22 protein-coding genes are annotated in these 19488 nt (G+C 65.5%); 12 read left to right on the forward strand and 10 right to left on the reverse strand.

What is annotated here, in order from left to right:
* Positions 1–193: 193 nt before the first annotated feature.
* Positions 194–1231, reverse strand: a complete 1038-nt coding sequence (locus CAG29_RS21745) for a patatin-like phospholipase family protein (RefSeq protein WP_085578007.1) — start codon at positions 1229–1231, stop codon at positions 194–196.
* Between the two features lie 216 nt (positions 1232–1447).
* Here CAG29_RS21745 and CAG29_RS21750 point away from each other — a divergent pair, with 216 nt between their 5' ends.
* The 3 genes from CAG29_RS21750 to CAG29_RS21760 all read left to right on the forward strand — a co-directional run bounded on the left by CAG29_RS21750 (position 1448) and on the right by CAG29_RS21760 (position 3505).
* Positions 1448–1726, forward strand: coding sequence for a hypothetical protein (locus tag CAG29_RS21750; RefSeq protein WP_007950948.1), 279 nt, complete (start codon positions 1448–1450; stop codon positions 1724–1726).
* 91 nt (positions 1727–1817) lie between these two features.
* Entirely contained in the window at positions 1818–2576 is a 759-nt protein-coding gene (locus tag CAG29_RS21755; RefSeq protein WP_085695130.1) for a CHAD domain-containing protein, read from the forward strand.
* A gap of 134 nt (positions 2577–2710) precedes the next feature.
* Positions 2711–3505 (forward strand): acyl-CoA thioesterase II, encoded by a 795-nt coding sequence (locus CAG29_RS21760; RefSeq protein ID WP_085578005.1) that lies wholly within the window; start codon positions 2711–2713, stop codon positions 3503–3505.
* Position 3506: 1 nt separating this feature from the next.
* Here the strand turns inward: CAG29_RS21760 and CAG29_RS21765 are convergent, their stop codons facing one another.
* From CAG29_RS21765 to CAG29_RS21775, 3 genes are all read right to left on the reverse strand, one after another.
* The gene (locus tag CAG29_RS21765) at positions 3507–3872 is read right to left on the reverse strand and encodes a terminase (RefSeq protein WP_085578004.1); all 366 of its coding nucleotides are present in this window, start codon (positions 3870–3872) and stop codon (positions 3507–3509) included.
* A 146-nt stretch (positions 3873–4018) separates the two neighbouring features.
* Positions 4019–5500 carry a methyl-accepting chemotaxis protein gene (locus CAG29_RS21770; protein WP_085578003.1) on the reverse strand — a complete coding sequence of 494 codons (1482 nt, stop codon included), beginning with the start codon at positions 5498–5500 and terminating at the stop codon, positions 4019–4021.
* A gap of 188 nt (positions 5501–5688) precedes the next feature.
* Positions 5689–6495, reverse strand: a complete 807-nt coding sequence (locus CAG29_RS21775) for a TatD family hydrolase (RefSeq protein ID WP_085629804.1) — start codon at positions 6493–6495, stop codon at positions 5689–5691.
* 234 nt (positions 6496–6729) lie between these two features.
* On the opposite strand from CAG29_RS21775, the gene CAG29_RS21780 reads away from it, so the two are divergent.
* From CAG29_RS21780 to CAG29_RS21790, 3 genes are all read left to right on the forward strand, one after another.
* The gene (locus CAG29_RS21780; RefSeq protein WP_085578001.1) at positions 6730–8151 is read left to right on the forward strand and encodes a transglycosylase SLT domain-containing protein; all 1422 of its coding nucleotides are present in this window, start codon (positions 6730–6732) and stop codon (positions 8149–8151) included.
* A gap of 111 nt (positions 8152–8262) precedes the next feature.
* Positions 8263–8697 carry a DoxX family protein gene (locus tag CAG29_RS21785; RefSeq protein WP_085578000.1) on the forward strand — a complete coding sequence of 145 codons (435 nt, stop codon included), beginning with the start codon at positions 8263–8265 and terminating at the stop codon, positions 8695–8697.
* A gap of 246 nt (positions 8698–8943) precedes the next feature.
* Complete coding sequence (locus CAG29_RS21790; RefSeq protein ID WP_085629806.1) at positions 8944–9252, forward strand: hypothetical protein; 309 nt, start codon at positions 8944–8946, stop codon at positions 9250–9252.
* Positions 9253–9259: 7 nt separating this feature from the next.
* Here the strand turns inward: CAG29_RS21790 and greB are convergent, their stop codons facing one another.
* From greB to CAG29_RS21805, 3 genes are read right to left on the reverse strand one after another with little or no spacing between them, the layout of a single operon-like run.
* On the reverse strand, positions 9260–9757 hold the full coding sequence (gene greB, locus CAG29_RS21795; protein WP_085629808.1) for a transcription elongation factor GreB: 498 nt from the start codon (positions 9755–9757) through the stop codon (positions 9260–9262).
* 34 nt (positions 9758–9791) lie between these two features.
* On the reverse strand, positions 9792–12296 hold the full coding sequence (locus tag CAG29_RS21800; protein ID WP_085629810.1) for an ABC transporter permease: 2505 nt from the start codon (positions 12294–12296) through the stop codon (positions 9792–9794).
* Positions 12296–12979, reverse strand: a complete 684-nt coding sequence (locus CAG29_RS21805; protein WP_085577996.1) for an ABC transporter ATP-binding protein — start codon at positions 12977–12979, stop codon at positions 12296–12298. The genes CAG29_RS21800 and CAG29_RS21805 overlap by 1 nt, the downstream gene beginning before the upstream one ends.
* Positions 12980–12989: 10 nt before the next feature.
* On the opposite strand from CAG29_RS21805, the gene CAG29_RS21810 reads away from it, so the two are divergent.
* The 3 genes from CAG29_RS21810 to CAG29_RS21820 all read left to right on the forward strand — a co-directional run bounded on the left by CAG29_RS21810 (position 12990) and on the right by CAG29_RS21820 (position 15093).
* Positions 12990–13595, forward strand: coding sequence for an arylesterase (locus CAG29_RS21810; RefSeq protein ID WP_085629812.1), 606 nt, complete (start codon positions 12990–12992; stop codon positions 13593–13595).
* A gap of 57 nt (positions 13596–13652) precedes the next feature.
* Positions 13653–13946, forward strand: coding sequence for a hypothetical protein (locus tag CAG29_RS21815; RefSeq protein WP_085577994.1), 294 nt, complete (start codon positions 13653–13655; stop codon positions 13944–13946).
* Between the two features lie 175 nt (positions 13947–14121).
* Positions 14122–15093: a L,D-transpeptidase family protein gene (locus CAG29_RS21820; RefSeq protein ID WP_085577993.1), complete on the forward strand. Its 972-nt coding sequence runs from the start codon at positions 14122–14124 to the stop codon at positions 15091–15093.
* Between the two features lie 123 nt (positions 15094–15216).
* Here the strand turns inward: CAG29_RS21820 and oprI are convergent, their stop codons facing one another.
* Positions 15217–15468 carry an outer membrane lipoprotei OprI gene (gene oprI, locus CAG29_RS21825; protein ID WP_011335311.1) on the reverse strand — a complete coding sequence of 84 codons (252 nt, stop codon included), beginning with the start codon at positions 15466–15468 and terminating at the stop codon, positions 15217–15219.
* 639 nt (positions 15469–16107) lie between these two features.
* Here oprI and CAG29_RS21830 point away from each other — a divergent pair.
* A complete protein-coding gene (locus CAG29_RS21830; protein WP_085577992.1) occupies positions 16108–16389 on the forward strand; it encodes a GNAT family N-acetyltransferase in 282 nt (93 codons plus the stop codon).
* Positions 16390–16452: 63 nt separating this feature from the next.
* Here the strand turns inward: CAG29_RS21830 and CAG29_RS21835 are convergent, their stop codons facing one another.
* On the reverse strand, positions 16453–17529 hold the full coding sequence (locus CAG29_RS21835; RefSeq protein WP_085577991.1) for a 3-deoxy-7-phosphoheptulonate synthase: 1077 nt from the start codon (positions 17527–17529) through the stop codon (positions 16453–16455).
* A gap of 174 nt (positions 17530–17703) precedes the next feature.
* Positions 17704–18147, reverse strand: a complete 444-nt coding sequence (locus CAG29_RS21840; RefSeq protein ID WP_085577990.1) for a PilZ domain-containing protein — start codon at positions 18145–18147, stop codon at positions 17704–17706.
* On the opposite strand from CAG29_RS21840, the gene CAG29_RS21845 reads away from it, so the two are divergent.
* Complete coding sequence (locus tag CAG29_RS21845; protein WP_085577989.1) at positions 18146–18532, forward strand: co-chaperone YbbN; 387 nt, start codon at positions 18146–18148, stop codon at positions 18530–18532. The two genes, CAG29_RS21840 and CAG29_RS21845, sit on opposite strands and share 2 nt — an antisense overlap.
* The gene (locus CAG29_RS21850; RefSeq protein ID WP_085695131.1) at positions 18529–19488 is read left to right on the forward strand and encodes a putative 2-dehydropantoate 2-reductase; all 960 of its coding nucleotides are present in this window, start codon (positions 18529–18531) and stop codon (positions 19486–19488) included. The genes CAG29_RS21845 and CAG29_RS21850 overlap by 4 nt, the downstream gene beginning before the upstream one ends.

Raw genomic sequence — 19488 nt, forward strand, 5'->3', positions numbered from 1 at the left:
ACAGAGGATTCGTTTGTGGCGCCAGTCCCTTGTGGGAGCCAGCCTGCTGGCGATGGCGTCAACCCGGGCGCCAGAGCCAGGGCAAGTACTGTTGTTCTCACAGGCTTCGACCGAAGCGCAGTGGTGGTGAGCGACCGCAGCCCCTGTGGGAGCAGGCTTGCCCGCGGTGAGGCCCTGTCAGGCCATGTGTCCCTCAAGGCAGCTCGCTTTCGTACCGGTCCAGCGTATCCCGCGCGATCTCCTGCCCCAGCGCGATCAGTTCCGGCGCCTTGTAGAACTCGAAGAACCGGCACACCCGCTTCGGCACGTTGATCAGCACGTCCGGCGGATACCCGGCGATCTTGTACTGGGCCAACGAGGTCTGCATCACTTCGAAGCTCTGGTTGATCAGATCCAGCAACGACGCCGGCCCCACGTTATCGATGATGAACGAGCCGGTGGCCGACTTCGGCGCGCCGTCGCGCTCGGGGGCGGCGGCCGGTTGCTGGGTCTCGGGTTCGGCGCCTTCGACCCACGGGTTGATCTCCGCCGCCTCGGCCCGCAGCGCTTCCTGCTCCAACAGCAACAGCTGTTCGGCCTGCTTGCGCCGGAACGGCATCTTCGAGCCCAGCGAGCTGATCAGGCTGTCGAAGCGGGTGCGGAACGCGGCGGGACGCTGGATCACCGGAAGCTTGTAGTGGCGTTGGTTGGTGGCGTTGAGGTTGACGGCGATAATCAGGTCGCAGTGGCTGGACACCACCGGCACGATCGGCAACGGGTTGAGGATGCCGCCGTCCACCAGCATCCGGTTGCCCTGCATCACCGGGGTGAACAGGCTCGGGATCGCCGCCGAGGCGCGCATCGCCTGATGCAGGCAGCCTTCCTGGAACCAGATCTCCTGCTGGTTGGTGAGGTCGGCGGCCACCGCCGTGTAGGGGATGCGCAGGTCTTCGATGTTGATTTCGCCGACGATCTTGCGGATCTGGCCGAAGACCTTTTCGCCGCGGATCGCGCCGAGGCGGAAACTGACGTCCACCAGCCGCAGCACGTCCAGGTAGTCCAGGCTCTCGATCCAGTTGCGGTACTCGTCCAGCTTGCCGGACGCGTAGATCCCGCCGACCACCGCCCCCATCGAACACCCGGCGACGCAGGCGATCTCGTAGCCGCGCCGTTCGATTTCCTCGATGACGCCGATATGGGCATACCCCCGGGCGCCCCCGGAGCCCAGCACCAGTGCGACACGCTTTTTCATCGGACTTCCTCCCCTCACGCCTGCACAATGCACCCATCCGGGGGCGGGCTTCAATCGGTCGGGTCGCGCGGGGCGCGGGGGTGTCGTTTTTTCGATGCCGGATGACCCTTCGCGGCTATCTTTAAAGTATTGCCCTTCACCGGTGGCCCAAGGCACTTTTGCGCCGTCGAACCGTCTTACCTGCACGACTGTTGACCTATCTCTGAGGTGTGAGTGATGAAAGCCTGGATCTGTGTACCCCTGATGGCGCTGGCGTTGGCCGGCTGCGCGGGCAAGACGGCCTACCGCGACAGCTGCGGCAGCCAGCTCGACGCGGCGTGGCACGAGCTGGACCTGGCCAAGGCCGAAGGGTTCGCCGGGACGGTGAGCTATTCCAAGGCCCTGTCGCTGCTGACCGCCGCCAAGACCCAGCAGCAGTTCGAAGGGTTCGAGGGCTGCACGAAGAAAGCCGAGAAGGCGCGTTTCTACATTCGCGAGTCCCGTGCGGGGCGATAGAAGCGGCCATCAGCGCTAAGCTTCAAGCGGCAAGCTTGTACGGCTTGTCGCTTGAGGCTTCCCACTTGGCGCTGTTTACGGAGTGATCCCCATGATTGACCGGTTGGTGGCCCATGTCCTGGGTCTGGAAGTGCGGCTGCTGGCTTGTCAGGCACGCCTGGCGGCGCGTACCGACCCGGAGGCGCTGCACGACCTGCGCACCACCGTGCGCCGCTTGCGCAGCCTGTTGAGGCCGTTGCGCGGGCTGCCGGGTGTCGAGCAACTGGAAGGGGCGGCCGCCGCCGTCGGGCAGTTGACCACGCCATGGCGTGACCGCGAGGTGTTGGCGGCCTATTTGCTCAAGCATGGCCGGCCGGAGGCGGCCCATCGGCGCCTGGCGCAGATGGCCGAAGCGTATCCGGCGCTGGCGGCGAGTGCGGAGCTGGCGTCGCTGCTGATGATCCTCGACGCCTTTCCCCGTTTCCTGCGCGCCTCCCAGCGTCAAGGCTTGCTCAAGGGCCTGGACACGCGCATCGGCAAGCGCCTGCGCAAGCAGTGGAAGAACCTTGACGAGGCGCTGCACGACCCGGCCCACGACCGCCATCGCCTGCGCCTGTTGATCAAGCGCGTGCGCTACGGCATCGAGGCCTACCCCGAGCTGGATCGCCTGCCCGCATCGGCGATGAAGCATCTGAAATCCGCGCAGGGCGCTTTGGGCGACTGGCACGATTGCTGGCAATGGCTGGCCAGGGCCGAGCAGGAAGCGGATCTGCTGCCCTGCGTCCCGACCTGGCAGGCGACCATGGCCGAGGCCGAGGTTAAGGCCGACCGTGTCCTCCACAAGCTCAGCGAAGCCTGCTTCAAGCCCTGAACGTTCCCCTGCAGGAGCCAGCCCTGCAGCCCCGTACGGCCTTTCTGTCAGTCGATTTGACCGGAATAGACGCTGCGGCGCTCTGCTTGGCTGGTTAAGATCCCGGCTTTGACTCTTTCGTACCTGAGGTTCCCATGCGCTTTTGCGATCTGCTCGATGCTGTCCGCCGTCAACCGGAGCTGTCGGTTCCGGCCGAATGGGGGCAGGGCCGGGCCAGCTTCGGCGGCCTGGTGGCGGCGCTGCAATATGAAGTGATGCGCGCCGAGGTGCCGGTGGAGCGTCCCGTGCGCTCGTTGGCGATCACCTTTGTCGGTCCGGTGGAGCCTGAAGTGCCGGTGAGCTTCGAGGTCGAGGTGCTGCGCGAGGGCAAGGCGGTCAGCCAAGTGCTGGGCCGCGCGACGCAGAACGGCCAGGTGGTGACCCTGATGCAGGGCAGCTTCGGCGGCTCGCGCACGTCGGAAGTGGCGGTCGACGCTCAGCCGGCGCCGCAGATGAAGCACTGGGACGACTGCCAGGAACTGCCCTACATCAAAGGCGTCACGCCGGAGTTCATGCGCCATCTGGCGATGCGCTGGAGCGTGGGCGGCATGCCGTTCACCGGCAACAAGTCCCGCGACATGGGCGGCTGGGTGCGCTTGCGCGGCGATGTCCCTGAAGAGCCGGTCAACGAATCGCACCTGCTGGCGCTGGTCGATGCCTGGCCGCCTGCGCTGCTGCCGTTCCTGAGCAAGCCGGCGCCGGGCAGCACCCTGACCTGGACGGTGGAGTTCGTGCAGCCGCTGCGGGATTTGACCACGCTGGACTGGTGCAAGTACCTGGCCCAGATCGAGTACGCCGCCGACGGTTACGGCCATGTGGCGGCCAAGCTGTGGAGCGCCGAAGGGGAATTGATTGCGATGAGCCGCCAGACGGTGACGATCTTCGCCTGACTCAATGCCGGCGGTGGCGCTCACGCCAGGCGCGCCACCAGCCGCCGCTGAGGAAGAAGCGCGGGAAGGTCAGGAACTGCTCGACCAACAGGCGCGATACGGCATCCTTGCGGTCACTGAACGGCTCGGACGCTTGCGCCTCCAGGCTGTGGCCGTGGCGCTGCAGGGCCAGCGCCGCCACGATGCCGATCACGCCGATGGCGACGCTCGCCAGGCTCAGGCTGAACACCCCCGACACGATGAGCAGAAACGCGACGATGAACAGCGGCACGGCGATCAGGTGCAGCACCAGGTTGGTCGGGTGCTGATGGTTGTGCGGGTACGCGCGCCATTGCCAGGCGGGAAGGTTGGGGTGACGTTTGCCCATGTCTGCGGCTCCTTGTGCCATGTTCGGTGCATGGCTGAAGGATAGGCCCGGGCCGGGAGGGCGGCGAATCAAGGTTGGCTATTGAAGCGATAGGCGTCATGGCCGGATTCGATGTCGCCCGGACTGACGCCTTCGCGATGATTCCCCTACAGCTTCAGTTGCCCGATGGCCTTGCTGAGTTCGCCGGCCAGGGTCGCCAGCTCGTTGCTGGTGGTCGCCGAATCCACGGTCTGCTGCACGGTGTCTTCGGTCACGTCGCGGATGCTCACCACCGCACGGTTCATCTCTTCGGCCACCTGGCTCTGCTGTTCCGCCGCCACTGCGATCTGCGTGTTGCTCTCGCGCATCTGCGCCACGGCGCCGGTGATTTCCGCCAGCGCTTCGCCGGCTTCCTGGGCCTGCTGCACGCAGTCGTCGGCCTTGTACGAACTCTCCTGCATGAAGTCCACCGCATCGCGGGTGCCGGCCTGCAGCGCCGAGACCATGGTGGTGATCTCGTCGGTGGAGGTCTGCACGCGCTTGGCCAGGTTGCGCACCTCGTCGGCGACCACCGCGAACCCGCGCCCCATCTCGCCGGCCCGGGCCGCTTCGATGGCGGCGTTGAGGGCCAGCAGGTTGGTCTGTTCGGCGATGCTGTGGATCACGCTGACCACGCCGTTGATCTTCTGGCTGTCCTCGGCCAGGCGCTGGATCATTTCCGCGGTCTGCTGCACGCCGCTGGACAGCCCGGCGATCGACTGCTGCACCCGGCTCACCACCTGCTGGCCGCTGCCGGCCAGGCCGTCGGCGGTCTGCGACAGATCGCGGGTGGCGCCGGCGTGCTGGGCGATGTGGTGGACGGTGGCGGTCATCTCATTGATGGCCGTGGCGGCCTGGTCGGTTTCGCTCTGCTGGCCGAGCATGCCGTGGCGCACCTCGTTCATGCTCGACGCCAGGCGCGCCGCGCCGACGTCCAGTTGCCGCGCGGTGTTGGCGACCGTGGTCACCACCCGCTGGTAGCCGGCCTGCATGGCGTTGAAGGCGTTGGCCATTTGGCCGACCTCATCCTTGCACGCCAGCGGCACCCGGGCGCTCAAGTCGCCGGTCTTTTCGACGTGCAGCATCACGTCCTTCAGCGTGTTGAGTTGGCTCAGCAGGAAGCGGATCAGCAGTTGCGAAGCGCCGAGCATCGCCAGCATCAGGATGAACACCGCCACCGCATAGTTGGCGAACCGCTCGCTGAACACCTGGCTCATGCTCGGGCCGTAGGCGATGACCGCGACCTGCTGGCCATCGGGGCGGCCGAACACTTCGGCGCCCATCAGCGGGTTTTCGCCGAACAGCGGCAGATGGTTGATCTCGACCCAGCCGTTGCCGTCGCTGATCTCCAGTAACGGTTGATCGTTGAGGCGAGGGGCTTCGCCGCGTTTGAACGTCAGCACCTGATCGGTCTTGGGCAGCGCTTGCCCGGCCGGCCAGGCCTTGAGCAATTGCGCCTGAGCCTGCGCGGAGGCCTGGGCAGCATGGCTGCGGGACTGCTGTTCCAACTGCACGGCGTACAGCACCAGCAGCAGGGTGGTGACGAAGGCGACCGCGTTGACCGCCCAGAATTTGTATTTCAGCGAGATATTGCTAAGCCAGGCACCCATGGAGGTCTTCTCTGATAGCGGAAACAGTTTTGGCAAGGTGCCAGCATTGTGCCGGTATCGTGGGCGCGGAATCTTGATGTGCATCAAGGCCTGATGCTGTTCGAGCGCTGTAGGCACCCGCCTGCTGGCGATGGCGGCGGGGCAGGGTCAAGGGCGATCGCCGGGGCAGGCTGGCGCCTACAGGGGTGTCAGGGCAGGGTGGGCAGGCCGTAGAACGCCCGGGCGCAGGCGGTGGTGTGGGCCGCCAGGTCAGCCTCGGTTTCGCCGCGGTGCAGGGCGACTTCGCGCAGCACTTCGGTGAGGTAGGCCGGTTCGTTGCGCCCGTTCTTGGGCTTGGGCCGCAGGCTGCGCGGCAGCAGGTACGGCGCATCGCTTTCGAGCATCAGGCGACCGCGCTTGATCTCCTTCACCAGCGGGTGCAGGTGGGTGCCGCGGCGTTCGTCGCAGATCCAGCCGGTGATGCCGATGTGCAGATCCAGGTCGAGGTAGCCAAACAGCGCCTTCTGCTCCCCGGTGAAGCAATGCACCACGGCGGCGGGCAAGCGGTCGCGGAAGTCGCGCAGGATGTCCAGCAGGCGTTGGCTGGCGTCCCGCTCGTGGAGGAACACCGGCAATTGCAGCTCGGCGGCCAGGGCCAGATGCTCTTCGAGCACCTTTTCCTGCTGCGGGCGCGGGGAAAAGTCGCGGTTGAAGTCCAGCCCGCATTCGCCTACGGCCACCACGCCCGGCTCCTTCAGCAGGGCTTGCAGGCGTCTGGCGCTGTCGGCGTTCCAGTCGCTCGCCGAGTGCGGGTGGATGCCGGCGGTGGCGAACAGCCGTTGTCCGCTCTCGTCCAGTTGCCGGCACAGTTCCAGCGCCTGTTCGCTGCCCTCGACGCTGGTGCCGGTCAGCACCAGTTGGCAGACGCCGGCGGCGTAGGCGCGGTCGAGCACGGCCTGGTGTTTGTCGGCGAAACTGGGGTTGGTCAGGTTGACGCCGATGTCGATGAGTTGCATGGTGCTTCCTCGGGCCGAAGGCCGGAAAGCATATCAGAGCCGTAGATTTATAAGAAAAGCCAAGAACTACAACACGTTATGGCTGTCTGTTGAGGCCGCGGGACAGGTTGGGCTGGCAGCAATGCCATCGCTGTGCCAGTCTTTCGCACTTTGCCAGCGCTTCAGGCGCTCTGTTTTCGTCGGTGTTCTTTGCTCGTTTCCGGGTGAAGGCGCCCTGTTCTTTCCGGAGAGTGGATGGTTCGTCCCTCGGTGTTGCTCCTGCTGTGCGGATCGTTGCTGCTGCCGATGACGGCTGCCGCGCGCCTGCCCGGCCCGTTGCAGGCCGTGCCGGCCGCCAAGGTGCGCGACCTGGCCGAGATCCGCGGCAGCCGCGTGCTGCGGGTGCTGGTCAACCAGAGCCGCAACAGCTCCGGCGAAGTGCAGGGCCAGGCCATCGGCGTCGAGTATCACCGCCTGCGCGCCTTCGAGCAGTACCTCAACGGCCACGCCCGTGACGGTCAGGAGATCAGCCTCAAGATCATTCCCAAGGCCAAGGATCAATTGCTCGGCGCGTTGCAGCGGGGCGAGGGCGACCTGGTGGCACCGGGGGAACTGCTGGACCTGCAGCCCGGCCACGCGGTCGCCAGCAGCGAGCCGATCGCCAGCAACGTGCCGCTGGTGCTGGTGGGCATCAAGGGCGAGCGGCGCTACACCAAGGTCGAGCAACTGGCCGGCAAGACCCTGGCCCTGCCCACCGGCAGCGCGGCGGGGGAGGCGGTCGACCGGCTCAACCAGAAACTGGCGCTGCACAAGCTGGCGCCGATCAAGATCGAATGGGTCGACCCGACCCTGGCGGTCGAGGATGTGCTGGAAATGGTGCAGGGCGGCATCTTCCACCTGACCATCGTCGAGCAGCCCATCGCCGAGCGCTGGGGCAAGATCCTGCCCAAGCTGCGTTTCGACAAGCAGTTGATGATCAGCGAACCGGGTGAGGAATACTGGTTCGTGCGCCGCGACGCGTCGATGCTGCGGGCGAGCATCGACCGATTCCTGACCGGCTACAAGAAGCCGGCCAACGAAGACGCAGCGTTCCTGCGCATCTACCGCCGTCTCTATCAAGTCCACTATCCCTTGGCCAAGGCCGATCGCCAGCGCCTGGAAAGCCTGCGCCCGACCCTGCAGAAGCACGCCGAAGCGCAGAACATGGACTGGCTGAACCTGGCGGCGCTGGCGTTCAAGGAGTCGGCGCTGCAACCCGGCGCGCGGGGCGGCGGCGGGCCCACCGGTCTGATGCAGATCACACCGTCGGCCGCGCAGCGGGTCGGCGTGGGCAATATCCAGAATCTCGATGGGAATGTGCAGGCCGGGGCCAAGTACCTGGCGATGATCCGCCGCAAGTTCTTCAACAGCCCCAAGCTCAACGAGCGCGAGCGCATGGCGTTCACCCTGGCCGCCTACAACATCGGCCCCGAGCGCGTGCAGGGCATGCGGGCCGAGGCGCGGCGACGGGGCCTGAACCCCAACCAGTGGTTCTTCCAGGTCGAGCGCATCGCCATGGAGCAGGTGGGAATGGGGGCCGTCAGCTATGTTAATAGCGTGAACAAGTACTACTTGGCGTTCGACCGGGAGCGCGAGTCGCTGGAGCCCCGGGGACAGAAAGTCGTCTCACGCAAATGATCTAATAAATTGATTGTTATGGCGGAATTTTTGCGCTTTTAACATAAATTTTTCTGATTAATATAGCGGCCAACCACACACACTTTCCCCAAGAAGTTAAGGAACGCAAACATGAGCTCTCTGATCAACAAAGTACTGTTCACCCGCGCCGGCTACGGCCTGACCGTTCTGCGCATCGCCGTCGGCGTGATCTTCGCCGCCCACGGCGCACAGAAACTCTTCGGCCTGTTCGGCGGCTACGGCCTGGCCGGCACCGCACAGTACATGGAAAGCATCGGCCTGACGCCGGGCTACCTGATGGCGACGCTGGCCGGCGGCACCGAGTTCTTCGCCGGCCTGGCCCTGATCATCGGCCTGCTGGTGCGTCCGGCGGCGCTGGGCCTGACCTTCCTGTCGCTGGTGGCGATCTTCACCGTGCACATCGGCAACGGCCTGTTCATGGCCAACAACGGCTACGAGTTCGCCCTGGCTCTGCTCGGCGGCAGCATCGCGGTCCTGATCGAAGGGGCCGGAAAACTGTCGGTGGATCGCGCCATCGCCGGTTGACCGCTCTGGAACACGGCAAAAGGCCCGCATTGCGCGGGCCTTTTTTGTTGCGGCCGATTCTTGACACTCGACAGCCGCGTTCTCTAGGATGCCGCTCATGCGCCGATTTAAACAGCTACTTGCGGGGCGCCAGGTGACTCATCCAGTCGCCGTCAGAAGCCGGTCCGGCTTCGAAATACCGCTAAAGCGCTGGTTCGGTGTTGCCTCTCACCTGCCATGCAGACTTTTGAGGCAGAGACACGACACATGAATGCACTTCGCCCTCCAGCACGTCCTGCGCCGATCACGGCACACATCACCCAGCGCAATCCAAAGATCCTGCTTGGCGGCAAGCATCAGCCGACGCTGCTGCGCTACCTCGATGGCTGGCCACGCCGCAGCGGCGGCCCTGCCGCGTTCCTCATCCAGTTTGTCGAAGACGGCGAGTCGCTGGCGCGTTTTGCCGACGACAGTTTCGATCTGGCGGTGATTCAGGCGCCGGGCCGCGACGAGGCGCCGGAGATGATCCGGCACCTGACCCGCGTGGCACGGCAAGGGCTGATCGCCCGACGTTGAGCCCCCTTCAGGGATACTCGATGGCGACGATGTACACGAACTGCTCGCCGGTCGGCGTCTGCACCCGCACTTCCGCGTCCAGCGCCTTGCCGACGAGGGCTCGGGCCAGGGGCGAGTCGATGCTGATCAGGCCCAGCTTCAGGTCCAGTTCATCGGGCCCGACGATGCGGTAGCGCGACTGCTTGCCGTCTTCGTCCTCGATGGTGACCCAGGCGCCGAAGTAGACCTTGTTCGGGTCGCTGGGCTTTTCGCTGACGACCTTCAGCGCCTCCAGGCGCTTTGTCAGGAACCGCACCCGGCTGTCGATTTCGCGCAGCATCTTTTTGCCGTAGGTGTACTCGGCGTTTTCCGAGCGGTCGCCCTGGGCTGCCGCTTCGCTCACCGCCTGCGTCACCTGCGGGCGGCGCACGTGCCACAGCTCATGGAATTCGGCGCGCATCCGCGCTTCGCCTTCGGGGGTGATCAGGGCGGTGCCGGCGGTGCGGGGAGGGCGGTAACGGCTCATGTCGATGTCTTGTGGTGAAGAGGGCTGGAGTCTATCAACCCTCGCGCAGCACTGTCAGCGGGCTTGAGTTGAGGGCCCTGCGCGTGCCGAACACACCGGCGGCGCCGATCAACGCCGCGCCGATCAGCGGCAGCACCAGCAGCCAGGGGTGCGGGTGCCACGGCAGGTCGAAGGCGTAGCGGTACAGCACCAGGCTCACCACCTCCGAACCGATGGCCGCCAACAGGCCGCTGACCGCGCCGAGCAGGCCGAACTCGATCCGCCGCGCCTTGACCAGCACCTGCCGCTGCGCACCGAGCGCACGCAGCAGCGCGCCCTGGCGGATGCGCTCGTCCAGGGTGGCCTGCAAACCGGAAAACAGCACGGCCATCCCGGCGGCCAGCACGAACAACAGCACATACTCCACCGCCAGGGTGACCTGGGCGAGGATGCTGCGCAGCTGTTCGAGCAGGGCTTCGACCTGCAGGATGGTCACCGCCGGGAAGGCCCGCGACAGTTCGACGATCTGCAGGTCGTGGCCGGGCGCCAGATAGAAGCTGGTCAGGTAGGTCGCCGGCAGATCCTTCAGGGTGCCGGGCTGGAAGATCATGAAGAAGTTCGGCTGGAAGTTGTCCCAGTTGATCTCCCGCAGGCTGGTGACCCTGGCCTCGCGGTTGACCCCGCCGACGCTGAACGCCATGAGGTCGCCGAGCTTGAGCTTCAGGCTTTCGGCGACCTTGCCCTCCACCGAGACACCCGGGACGCCGTCCGCAGGCTGCCCGCTCCACCAGGCGCCGGCGGTGATCCGGTTGCCCGCCGGTAGGTCGGCGGCCCAGGTCAGGCTCAGGTCGCGCTGGACGGCGCGGTCGCCGGCCGAGTCCTTGCTGACGATCTGCTGCACCGGTTCGCCGTTGATGCTGATCAGCCGCCCCGGCACCACCGGATACAGGGGCGCCGCTTGGGCCGATACGTTGATCAGGTGATCGGCGAAGGCTTGCTTGTCCGCCGGCAGGATGTTCAGGGCGAAGTAGTTGGGTGCGTTCTTCGGCAACTGGTTCTGCCAGGTGTCGAGCAGTTCGCCGCGCAGCAAGGCAATCAGCGCCATGGACAGCAGGATCAGGCCGAAGGCCAGCGCCTGGCCGGCGGCCGCCAGCGGATGGCGCAGCAACTGGCCCAGCCCCAGGCGCCACGGCAGCGGTGCGCGGGCCAGCAGTCGACGCAGGCTCTGCAGCAGCGACAGCAGCAGGCCGCCCAGCACCAAGGCGGCGACCACGCCCCCGCCCAGCAGGGCGAAGGTCAGGAGCAGATCCAGGCTCAGGCGCCACATGATCAGGCCGAGCGCACCCAGCGCCGCACCGTAGACCATCCAGGCGCTCGACGGGATCGGCAGCATGTCCCGGCGCAGCACCCGCAGCGGCGGCACGCGGCCCAGCGCGGCGAGCGGCGGCAAGGCGAAACCGGCCAGCGCCACCAGCCCGGTGCCGATCCCGGCCAGGGCCGGCAGTAAGGTGCCCGCCGGCACGTCGGCCGGCAGCAGGTCGTGCAGCAACGCGAACAGGCCCAACTGCGCCAGCCAGCCGAGCAACGCGCCGCCGAGGCTGGCGAGCAGGCCAAGCACCAGCAGCTGCAGGCTGAACAGCACCAGGGTTTCCCGGCGCGACAGGCCGAGGCAGCGCAGCAGGGCGCTGGCGTCGAAGCGGCGGCTGGCGAAGCGGTTCGCCGACAGCGCCACCGCGACGCCCGCCAGCAGCACCGCCACCAGGCTGGCCATGTTCAGGTAGCGCTCGGCCTTGCCCAGCGCGCCGCCGATCTGCCGGTTGCCGTCGCGGGCGTCCTGGATGCGCTGGTTGGCGGCCAGTCCGGGTTTGATCAGTTGCCGGTAAGTCTCCAGCGCCTGGGGCTGGCCGCGCCACAGTTCGCGGTAGCTCACCCGGCTGCCGGGCTGCACCACGCCGGTGGCGGCCAGGTCCTCGAGGTTGATCAGCACCCGCGGCGTCAGGCTGTAGAAATTGCCGGCGCGGTCGGGCTCGTAGGTCAGCACCCGGGTCAGCTTCAGGGTCTTTTGGCCGACATCGATGCTGTCGCCGATCTTCAGGTCAAGTGCCGTCAGCAGGCGCGCCTCGACCCAGGCCTCGCCGGGCAGCGGCTCGCCGCCCGCTTCTTCGGCAGCGAAAGGGGCGGCTGCGCTCTTCAGTTCGCCCCGCAGGGGGTAGGCGCGGTCGACGGCCTTGATGCTCGACAGTTGAATGCCGTTGTCGGTGGCGATGACGCTGGAGAACTCCACCGCTTGCGCGTGGTCCAGGTGCAGTTCGGCGCCGCTGCGGATCTGTTCCGGGCGAGCCGGCGAGCTGCCTTCGAGCACGAGGTCCGCGCCGAGGAACTCGGTGGCGCGCAGCATCATCGCGCCGTTGAGGCGCGCACCGAAATAGCCGATGGCGGTGCTGGCCGCCACCGCCACCAGCAAGGCGAAGAACAGTACCCGCAGTTCGCCTGCGCGGGCATCGCGCAGCAATTGACGCAGGGCAAGGCTGAACAGGCGCAGCAGCGGCAGGTGTGCCATCAAGGCTCCAGGGGGGCGACCAGTTCGCCGGCTTCAAGGCGGATCAGGCGCCGGCAGCGGTGGGCCAGGCGTTCGTCGTGGGTCACCAGCACCAGGGTGGTGCCGCGCTCCTGATTCAGTTCGAACAGCAGGTCGCTGATGCGTTGGCCGGTGTGACTGTCGAGGTTGCCGGTGGGTTCGTCGGCGAACAGCACATCCGGCTCGGCGGCGAAGGCCCGGGCGATCGCCACACGCTGTTGTTCGCCGCCGGAGAGCTGGCGCGGCGAGTGGGTCAGGCGCTGGCCGAGGCCGACCCGCTGCAGCAGTTCGGTGGCCCGGCTGCGGGCGTCCTTGCGGCCGTCAAGCTCCAGCGGCAGCATGACGTTCTCCACGGCGTTGAGGCTGTCGAGCAGTTGGAACGACTGAAAGACGAACCCCACGTGCTCGGCGCGGATGCGCGCGCGCTGGTCTTCGTCCAGGTTGCTCAGGCCCTGGCCGGCGAGGGTGACTTCGCCGCTGCTGGGCAGGTCGAGCCCGGCGAGCAGGCCGAGCAGGGTGGACTTGCCGGAGCCGGACGCGCCGACGATGGCCAGGCTGTCGCCCTTGGCCAGTTCCAGGCTGAGCGGGTGCAGGATGGTCAGTTCGCCTTCCGCCCCGGAAACCACTTTGCTAAGGTTCTTCGCGGTGAGAATGCTTGCGCCCATGGAGAATCCGATGCGTGTTTGGTTTTTGAGTGCCGGCCTGGCCGTGATGTGCATGGCCCAGAACGCCGTGGCGGGCACCGTCCTGATCGTCGGCGATAGTATCAGCGCCGCTTTCGGGCTGGATACCCGGTCGGGGTGGGTGTCGTTGCTTGAGCAGCGCCTCAGGCACGAGGGTTTTGACGATAAAGTGATCAACGCCTCCATCAGCGGCGACACCAGCGCAGGTGGCCAGGCGCGCCTGCCGGCGCTGCTTTCGGAGCACAAGCCGGATCTGGTGATCCTTGAGCTCGGGGGCAACGACGGCCTGCGCGGAATGCCTCCGGCGCAATTGCAACAAAATCTTGCTTCGATGATCGACAGCGCCCGCCAGAGCGGTGCGAAGGTGCTGTTGCTCGGCATGCAACTGCCGCCCAATTACGGCAAGCGCTACACCGATGCCTTCGCAAAGGTGTACGGCAACCTGGCCGCGGAAAAAAGCATCCCGCTGGTGCCGTTCTTCCTCGACGGGGTGGGCGGGCATCCTGACCTGATGCAGGCCGACGGTCTGCACCCGGCCGCCGGGGCCCAGGGGCGGTTGCTGGAAAATGTGTGGCCGGCGCTGAAACCGCTGTTGTGAGGCTTTTCTAGCGGCAGGCTTTCGGCTAATGTGGCGCCCCCCTAATTGGAGCCCCCGATGCCGCGCCCTGCCTGGTCCCTGTTTGCCTACCAACTGATCGAGCCTGACGAACAGCTGGATCTGTTCGCCTGCCAGGAAGTGCGGGTGCATCTGGTGGCCCGTCAGCTGGAACTCGGCGGCTCGGTGGACCGGACGCTCTGCGGCGGCCTGTTGCCGGCGCAGCCGCGCTGGTCGAGCGTGGATCGCCGGGTGTTTCAGGACCAGCGCCTGTGTTCCCTGTGCCGGGCGATCCTGGAGTCTCAGAAGCGCGGCACCTCGCCGATCTGGCCCGAACTGCGCTTCGAACTCTAGGTCGCCTGCGGCGAGGGCGCTGGCTCCCGCTCGGCGACGAAACCTGCGCAAGTCCACGTGAACGCGATTTCATGGTCGCGCCGGCCGCCGCAGGTCTAGCATCTCCCCGTATTCCGCGGGCGCGGTGTACAATCGCGCTCTTGTACCCTTGTCGATCATGCGAAGGATTCTCCGGATGTTGCCGCGTCTTCCTGCCGTCACCCGCTGCCTGTCTCTTGCCGCCCTGTGCGCGGCTGGCCCCGTTGCCGCACTGGAATTTCCCCTGCCACCGCCCGGTGAGGACATCATCGGCCAGGTGCAGGTGATCAAGGCCAAGTACGAGGACACCTTCGCCGACCTGGGCACCACCTACGACCTGGGCTACTCGGAAATGGTCGCGGCCAACCCGGGCATCGACGCCTGGCTACCGGGCGCCGGCACCGAGGTGATCCTGCCGACCCGCTTCATCCTGCCGCCGGGCCCGCGCGAAGGCATCGTCATCAACCTGGCCGAGTACCGCCTCTACTACTACCCGAAAGGCCGCAACGTGGTGTACACCTTCCCGTTGGGCATCGGCCGCGAGGGCTGGGGATCGCCGATCGCCCATACCACCATCACCGCCAAGACGCCGAACCCGACCTGGACGCCGCCGGCCTCGATCAAGGCCGAACACGCCGCCGACGGCGATCCGCTGCCGAACGTGGTGCCGGCAGGCCCCGACAACCCGTTGGGCCCGTTCAAGTTCACCCTCGGCACACCGGGCTACCTGATCCACGGTTCGAACAAGAAGTTCGGCATCGGCATGCGCACCAGCCACGGCTGCTTCCGCATGTTCAACAACAACGTGCTGGAAATGGCCGGCATGGTGCCGGTCGGCACGTCCGTGCGGATCATCAACGACCCGTACAAGTTCGGCCGCAGCGGCGGCAAGGTCTACCTCGAGGCGCACACGCCGCTGGACGACAAGGGCAACCCGTCGGTGGTCGACAAGCACACGGCGGTGATCAACGCGATGCTCAAGCGTGAGGACATCACCAACAACCTGCGCATGAACTGGGACGTGGTGCGTGACGTGGTGGCGGCCGAAGACGGCCTGCCAGTCGAGATTGCCGTGCCGAACACCTCGGCGCCGATGGTCTCCAGCGCCCCGATCGACCTTCAGCAGTAGGCTTGATGACGAAACCCGCCGGCGCGTGACGCGCCGGCGGGTTTTTTGTTGCCTGCAGAAAGCGGCGGGCACAAAAAAGCCGACCCAAAAATGGGTCGGCTTGATAACAATCCCGAAGGACTATTACTTGCGGCTAGCTTTTTCCAGCATGCGCAGAGCACGCTCGTTAGCTTCGTCAGCAGTCTGTTGTGCTTTTTGAGCAGCAGCCAGAGCTTCATCAGCTTTGCGGTAAGCTTCGTCTGCACGAGCTTGGGCGCGAGCAGCTGCGTCTTCAGTAGCGGTCAGACGTGCTTCGGTTTCTTTCGATGCGCTGCTGCAACCGGTAGCCAGAACTGCGGCCAGAGCCAGAGCAGAGAATTTCAGAACGTTGTTCATCGTGTTCCCCTTCAAGGACTTTCAATTAAGTGGCTGTCTCCTCCGATTGAGGAAATAGCCGGCGTACATACTACCCGTTACTTGTAGTAAGTAAACTGACGTAGTGCAAGAAGCAAAAAAAATTGTAGGCGCTGATTCTTTTTCGAGCAACTTTTAACTGGCCTGTATAAAAAATGTCCAGCTGTAAGCCCCGTGATGAGCGAGTCAATGAGAAAAAGTTCCCGTTAGGCAATGCTGTTTTGCCGTCGTTGGCCAATGTCCGTCTATATGGATTCGTCCACACTTTCATTGCGATTTTGTGCGGTGCTTCGCCTATCTTTGGCCGTGTAGAGGTGACTTAAAAAGACGGGGCTCGTCTTACGTCTCAACATCCGGCAATGTTCAGGCGTGCGGAGCGGGGGCAAGCGTCGCCCGCACCGCGCCCGGCGTCCACCGGAGCCGCCGTCGCCGGCGTGCATGTTGACGAGTGTGCCTTGAGCATTTGGCCCATTGGTGCCTACTATTCGTCACGTGCCAGGTTGCGCGAGATCGGTGCGGCTCTTCTCGGTGTCCATCAGGCACGGGGTGGCGTAGATGTTCCTTCGCCGGGAAAACATCGGTAAGGTAGGGGTCATATTCAAAGACCCGCGAGGAGTAGTGATGAGCGAGGCGTTGTCCATCCACCATGACCAGGCTGGTCATCAGTTCGAGACCAATGTGGACGGTCATCGTGCCTACCTGACCTATATGGATCTGGGGAAACAGACCCTGGACATCTACCGCACCTTCGTGCCCAACGCCTTGCGTGGCCGAGGCATCGCGGCGGCACTGACCGAACGGGCGCTGCAGTACGCCGACGAAATGGGCTACACGGTGATTCCTTCGTGCTCCTACGTCGAGCGCTACATGGAGCGCCATCAGAAGCGCACCGCCAAGATCTGAACGTCATCCATAAAAAAAACGCCGGGCTCAGCCCGGCGTTTTTTTATGCCCGCGATAAAGCTGTCAGGTGCGCTGACGCTTGGGCAGCACGTCCTTGAGTTTGGCGTGCATGCTGCGCAGGGTGTTTTCGGTGGCGGTCCAGTCGATGCAGGCGTCGGTGATCGACACGCCGTACTGCAGGTCGGCGAGGTCTTTCGGAATCGCCTGGCAACCCCAGTTCAGGTGGCTTTCGACCATCAGGCCGATGATCGACTGGTTGCCTTCCAGGATCTGGTTGGCGACGTTCTCCATCACCAGCGGTTGCAGCGCCGGATCCTTGTTGGAGTTGGCGTGGCTGCAGTCGACCATGATGTTCGGCTTGATCTTCGCCTTGGTCAGCGCCTGTTCGCACAGTGCGACGCTGACCGAATCGTAGTTCGGCTTGCCGTTGCCGCCGCGCAGCACCACGTGACCGTAGGCGTTGCCCTTGGTGGTGACGATCGACACGCCGCCTTCCTGGTTGATGCCCAGGAAACGGTGCGGGCTGGAGACCGACTGCAAGGCGTTGATCGCCACGGTCAGGCCGCCGTCGGTGCCGTTCTTGAAGCCGACGGCCGAGGACAGGCCGGAAGCCATTTCGCGGTGGGTCTGGGATTCGGTGGTGCGCGCGCCGATGGCCGACCAGCTGATCAGGTCCTGCAGGTACTGCGGGGAGATCGGGTCGAGGGCTTCGGTGGCGGTCGGCAGGCCTTTCTCGGCCAGGTCCAGCAGCAGTTGGCGACCGATGTGCAGGCCGTCCTGGATCTTGAACGAGTCGTCCAGGTAAGGGTCGTTGATCAGGCCTTTCCAGCCGACGGTGGTGCGTGGCTTCTCGAAGTACACGCGCATGACCAGGTACAGCGTGTCGGAGACTTCCGCCGCCAGCACCTTCAGGCGCTCGGCGTATTCGTGGGCGGCCTTGACGTCATGGATCGAGCACGGGCCGATCACGACGAACAGGCGGTGGTCGGTGCCGTCCAGGATGTTGCGGATGACTTCGCGACCCTTGGTGACGGTGCGCAGGGCAGCGTCGCTCAGGGGGATATCGCGCTTGAGCTGATCGGGAGTGATCAGGGTCTCGTTGGAGGCGACGTTAAGGTCGTTGATCGGTAAATCAGCCATCGTTTACTCGTCAGGTCACGGGTGCCGTCCGCCAGCGATCCCCGCGCGGCGGAGCACAGCGGAATTGAGCGCGTCGGGGAGCGGAACCTTAGCGCGTTAGGCGCCTGCTCGACAATGGGAAAGTAACTGTTCAGGGGGGCTTTCGCGCCGGGGCGACGGGGCCCCGGAAGCCGTTCAATCCAGAACGGGGTGGGCAAAGGCCTTGCGGACGGTGTCGTGGGAGAACTCGTCGGCGTGCTGCGCGACCCATTGCAGCGCCAGCGCCTGGATGTCCTGCAGGTCGTCGTGGGCCTCGTTGAGGCGGCAGTAGCGTTCGATCTGGCACACTTGCTCGCCCATCCGCGCGCTGAACAGCGTCTGTTCGTCCGTGAAGGCGATGCCCACCAGATAGCCCTTCTTGCGCCGCAGGCACCAGGCGACGTAGCCCGGATAGCAGATGTCGGCGTTGAGGGTCGGCATGCGCACCTGCAGCGCCGTGCCGTGGCGCCATGCACGATGGTAATTGCAAGCGATGCCGCCGAGGCTGATAGTGTTCAGCCGTTGCCGCGAAATGCATTCAGGTGTGAGCAACGTCAGTTCAACGGGCACATCGTCCGGATGAGGAATGAAACGTCCCATGAGCACAGACTCCCTGTGTCGGCCATTTGACATTGTTTCCCCCAGTATAGTGGTCGAATCGCAACTGACCGATTTCGACGCCGACCAACGGCTGCTGGCGATGAGCGGCGTTTCCCTGGTGATCTTCACCAGCGCGGGCTGTGCCTCGTGCCGGTATGCCCGCCAGACGCTGCCGACGCTGAAGCTTGCGGTCGATCGCTTGTGCTGGATCGACGCCGGCGACAACGGCGGGCTCGTCGAGCGTTATCAGGTCTTTCATTTGCCGGCGCTGTTTGTGGTGCGCGACGGCGAGTTCTTTGGTGCTGTGCACACGCGCCTGAGCGCCGGCGAGCTGAATGCCGCCGTGGCCGGGGCGCTGGAGCGAATTGCAGAGGAGTTGCCATGACGGGGACAGTGAACAACAGGCCGGCGGTGGGGATCATCGGTACCGGCGCGATCGGCGGGTTCTACGGATTGATGCTGGCGAGGGCCGGGTTCGATGTGCACTTTCTGTTGCGCAGCGAGTTCAGCGCCGTGGCCGAGCGCGGCTTGCGGGTGGACAGTGCGGTGCACGGCGCGCTGACGCTCGACCCGGTGCAGGCCTACGCAAAAGCCGACGACATGCCGCCGTGCGACTGGCTGCTGGTCGGGGCCAAGACCACCGGCACCGCCGACCTGGCGCCGGCGATCGTGCGGGCGGCGAAGCCCGGCGCCAAGGTGCTGTTGCTGCAGAACGGCCTGGACGTCGAGGACAGCCTGCGGGCGTTGCTGCCCGATTCGCTGCACCTGCTCGGCGGCCTGTGCCTGATCTGCGTCCACCGCGAGGGGCCGGGGCAGATCAACCATCAGGCGCTGGGGGCGGTGAACGTCGGCTACCACAGCGGCCCGGCGCCGGACGGCGCGGCGCGGATGGCGATCGTCGAGGAGGGCGCCGGGCTGTTCCGCGCCGCCGGCATCGACTCCCAGGCGATGCCCGACCTGCAGCAGGCACGCTGGCAGAAGCTGGTCTGGAACATTCCCTACAACGGTCTGTCCGTGCTGCTGGGGGCGAGCACCACCCCATTGATGGCCGACGCCGACAGCCGCGCGCTGATCCAGGCGCTGATGGCCGAAGTGGTGCAGGGCGCCAAGGCCTGCGGCCATGACATGCCGCCGGGCTATGCCGACTATCTGTTCATGATGACCGAGAAAATGCCGGACTATTGGCCGAGCATGCATCATGATTTCCTGCACAAGCGGCCGCTGGAACTGGAGGCGATCTACGCCCGGCCATTGGCGGCGGCCAAGGCGGCGGGGTGCGGGCTGCCGCGGATCGAGGCGTTGCACCGAACCTTGGGGTTCATCGACCGACGCAACAGGTGA

The sequence above is a fragment of the Pseudomonas sp. B7(2017) genome (assembly GCF_002112745.1).
Lineage (GTDB): Bacteria > Pseudomonadota > Gammaproteobacteria > Pseudomonadales > Pseudomonadaceae > Aquipseudomonas > Aquipseudomonas ekonensis.

Excerpts from the sequence above, each read along its gene's own strand:
- CAG29_RS21745 (WP_085578007.1), bottom strand. The coding sequence starts at position 1,231 with ATGAAAAAGCGTGTCGCACTGGTGCTGGGCTCCGGGGGCGCCCGGGGG.
- CAG29_RS21750 (WP_007950948.1), top strand. The coding sequence starts at position 1,448 with ATGAAAGCCTGGATCTGTGTACCCCTGATGGCGCTGGCGTTGGCCGGC.
- CAG29_RS21755 (WP_085695130.1), top strand. The coding sequence starts at position 1,818 with ATGATTGACCGGTTGGTGGCCCATGTCCTGGGTCTGGAAGTGCGGCTG.
- CAG29_RS21760 (WP_085578005.1), top strand. The coding sequence starts at position 2,711 with ATGCGCTTTTGCGATCTGCTCGATGCTGTCCGCCGTCAACCGGAGCTG.
- CAG29_RS21765 (WP_085578004.1), bottom strand. The coding sequence starts at position 3,872 with ATGGGCAAACGTCACCCCAACCTTCCCGCCTGGCAATGGCGCGCGTAC.
- CAG29_RS21770 (WP_085578003.1), bottom strand. The coding sequence starts at position 5,500 with ATGGGTGCCTGGCTTAGCAATATCTCGCTGAAATACAAATTCTGGGCG.
- CAG29_RS21775 (WP_085629804.1), bottom strand. The coding sequence starts at position 6,495 with ATGCAACTCATCGACATCGGCGTCAACCTGACCAACCCCAGTTTCGCC.
- CAG29_RS21780 (WP_085578001.1), top strand. The coding sequence starts at position 6,730 with ATGGTTCGTCCCTCGGTGTTGCTCCTGCTGTGCGGATCGTTGCTGCTG.
- CAG29_RS21785 (WP_085578000.1), top strand. The coding sequence starts at position 8,263 with ATGAGCTCTCTGATCAACAAAGTACTGTTCACCCGCGCCGGCTACGGC.
- CAG29_RS21790 (WP_085629806.1), top strand. The coding sequence starts at position 8,944 with ATGAATGCACTTCGCCCTCCAGCACGTCCTGCGCCGATCACGGCACAC.
- greB (WP_085629808.1), bottom strand. The coding sequence starts at position 9,757 with ATGAGCCGTTACCGCCCTCCCCGCACCGCCGGCACCGCCCTGATCACC.
- CAG29_RS21800 (WP_085629810.1), bottom strand. The coding sequence starts at position 12,296 with ATGGCACACCTGCCGCTGCTGCGCCTGTTCAGCCTTGCCCTGCGTCAA.
- CAG29_RS21805 (WP_085577996.1), bottom strand. The coding sequence starts at position 12,979 with ATGGGCGCAAGCATTCTCACCGCGAAGAACCTTAGCAAAGTGGTTTCC.
- CAG29_RS21810 (WP_085629812.1), top strand. The coding sequence starts at position 12,990 with ATGCGTGTTTGGTTTTTGAGTGCCGGCCTGGCCGTGATGTGCATGGCC.
- CAG29_RS21815 (WP_085577994.1), top strand. The coding sequence starts at position 13,653 with ATGCCGCGCCCTGCCTGGTCCCTGTTTGCCTACCAACTGATCGAGCCT.
- CAG29_RS21820 (WP_085577993.1), top strand. The coding sequence starts at position 14,122 with ATGTTGCCGCGTCTTCCTGCCGTCACCCGCTGCCTGTCTCTTGCCGCC.
- oprI (WP_011335311.1), bottom strand. The coding sequence starts at position 15,468 with ATGAACAACGTTCTGAAATTCTCTGCTCTGGCTCTGGCCGCAGTTCTG.
- CAG29_RS21830 (WP_085577992.1), top strand. The coding sequence starts at position 16,108 with ATGAGCGAGGCGTTGTCCATCCACCATGACCAGGCTGGTCATCAGTTC.
- CAG29_RS21835 (WP_085577991.1), bottom strand. The coding sequence starts at position 17,529 with ATGGCTGATTTACCGATCAACGACCTTAACGTCGCCTCCAACGAGACC.
- CAG29_RS21845 (WP_085577989.1), top strand. The coding sequence starts at position 18,146 with ATGAGCACAGACTCCCTGTGTCGGCCATTTGACATTGTTTCCCCCAGT.
- CAG29_RS21840 (WP_085577990.1), bottom strand. The coding sequence starts at position 18,147 with ATGGGACGTTTCATTCCTCATCCGGACGATGTGCCCGTTGAACTGACG.
- CAG29_RS21850 (WP_085695131.1), top strand. The coding sequence starts at position 18,529 with ATGACGGGGACAGTGAACAACAGGCCGGCGGTGGGGATCATCGGTACC.